The sequence below is a fragment of the Holdemanella sp. DFI.5.55 genome (genome assembly GCF_020593575.1).
GTDB lineage: Bacteria > Bacillota_I > Bacilli_A > Erysipelotrichales > Erysipelotrichaceae > Holdemanella > Holdemanella hominis.
In genome coordinates, this window is sequence record NZ_JAJDMK010000155.1 from 1 (window position 1) to 1481 (window position 1481).

At 40.7% G+C, this 1481-nt stretch carries 3 protein-coding genes; 1 reads left to right on the top strand and 2 read right to left on the bottom strand.

Translation table 11 applies throughout. The annotated features are described in order from the left end of the window. Positions 1-11 precede the first annotated feature (11 nt). The gene (locus tag LJE08_RS13495; RefSeq protein WP_227403513.1) at positions 12-830 is read right to left on the bottom strand and encodes a hypothetical protein; all 819 of its coding nucleotides are present in this window, start codon (positions 828-830) and stop codon (positions 12-14) included. Positions 831-968: 138 nt separating this feature from the next. Here LJE08_RS13495 and LJE08_RS13500 point away from each other — a divergent pair, with 138 nt between their 5' ends. After that, positions 969-1178 carry a helix-turn-helix transcriptional regulator gene (locus tag LJE08_RS13500; protein WP_227403514.1) on the top strand — a complete coding sequence of 70 codons (210 nt, stop codon included), beginning with the start codon at positions 969-971 and terminating at the stop codon, positions 1176-1178. Between the two features lie 35 nt (positions 1179-1213). Here the strand turns inward: LJE08_RS13500 and LJE08_RS13505 are convergent, their stop codons facing one another. Then, positions 1214-1402, bottom strand: coding sequence for a hypothetical protein (locus LJE08_RS13505; protein ID WP_227403515.1), 189 nt, complete (start codon positions 1400-1402; stop codon positions 1214-1216). Between the last annotated feature and the right edge of the window lie 79 nt (positions 1403-1481).

The following is a 1481-nucleotide window of genomic DNA, read 5'->3' on the forward strand; positions in this document are numbered from 1 at the left end:
AAGCGTTTTGCTTACTTGCGTGCACCGCAAGAGCAAGACTGACCATTTGGAACCTTTTCATCCCAGGCGTCCTTTACAAGAACTGGGTTCGTGCCGATTTGCACTTTATTGGTTCCAACCTGTACCTGTTCAGTGCCAGTTTGGACTTGCTCTTTGTGAGGAGTGTAACCAGTACCGCATTCCAAGAGTACATGCTCAAGAACATCATTTTCGCTGTTGAAGCGTTGACCACAACCATTGCAAGTCCAGTATGCTTGCCACTTGTAAATAGGACGGTCTTCGTAGACAATCTGGTCTTCATAGACAGGCTCGCTACGATACTGAGCCTCATGATGTACGGTAGTATAGACAGGTTGCCAGTTGTGCTGATGGGCAGGCTTAGAAGTGGAAGGCTTATTTGCAGAGCTGTTGCCAGGGTTGCCTGAAGGCTTGCTTGGAGCAGGCTTAGAAGGTGCAGGTGCAGGATTAGAAGGCTTAGAAGGCTTAGAAGGCTTGTTCACAGCACCGCTGTTAGCAGGATTAGAAGGCTTGCTGTTCTCAGCAGGCTTGTCGTTCTTCTTGCCGTTATCCTTATTGTCTGCCTTATCGGCAGGCTTTTCAGCAGGCTTGCTAGACTCTTTAGAGTCTTCCTGCTTATCGGCTTTGTCAGCCTTCTTGTTAGACTCTTTAGAGTCCTTCTTGTCGTTCACCTTATCGGCATCCTTGTCGACAGAGACAGTAGTCTCTTTCTTTTTCGTAGTCTCTTTTGATGTATCAGCTGATGTGTTACAAGCTGTAAGTGAAAGTATCAGCATAGATGACATGAAAAGAGCTAGTACTTTCTTTTTCATGTGTAATCTCTCCTTTAGATGTTTTCTTATATGTATTGTCTGTCTCGATAATCACAATTATAGCTAATATATTAGGCATAGTCAATATATTGATAATGATATCATGTATAAAACCATGCAAAGGACGTGATTCACTATATGATTTCATATCAACCCTTTTATGATACACTTTACAAAAAGAATGTAACAGAGTATGCATTGATTTATAAGTTTGGCTTGCCTGCAAATACCATACACCGCATGAAACATAACAAGCCGATTACTACTACCACACTTGATACTCTTTGCGAAATCTTACAATGTAGAGTAGAAGATATTTTAGAATATATTCCACCCGAGGATATTTAGTAGAGTACGATTATCGAGCTTAGATACGTCCTTTTTTATTCAATTACTTTTGATTCAAAGAACGATAAAATATCCTCTTGTTCGGATTGTAAATATTCCTCTGTCCACGTTCTTATTTTATCGCAAAACCGATGGTTTTCAAGATACGCCCACGGGTGGAGTGTTTCTGCGATTCCATACAGGCGTGAAAGTGTGATTGCTGTTTCTATGTATTTTTCATTCATATCTAAGAGTTCCTTTCTTTAATAATATCATACAGTAGTAGAGGGAGCTGTCCGATTGTCCGTCTTTTATTAACAAATT

What these genes read in the sequence shown, in the direction of transcription:
- LJE08_RS13495 (WP_227403513.1), bottom strand. Translation starts at nt 830, where the DNA reads ATGAAAAAGAAAGTACTAGCTCTTTTCATGTCATCTATGCTGATACTT.
- LJE08_RS13500 (WP_227403514.1), top strand. Translation starts at nt 969, where the DNA reads ATGATTTCATATCAACCCTTTTATGATACACTTTACAAAAAGAATGTA.
- LJE08_RS13505 (WP_227403515.1), bottom strand. Translation starts at nt 1,402, where the DNA reads ATGAATGAAAAATACATAGAAACAGCAATCACACTTTCACGCCTGTAT.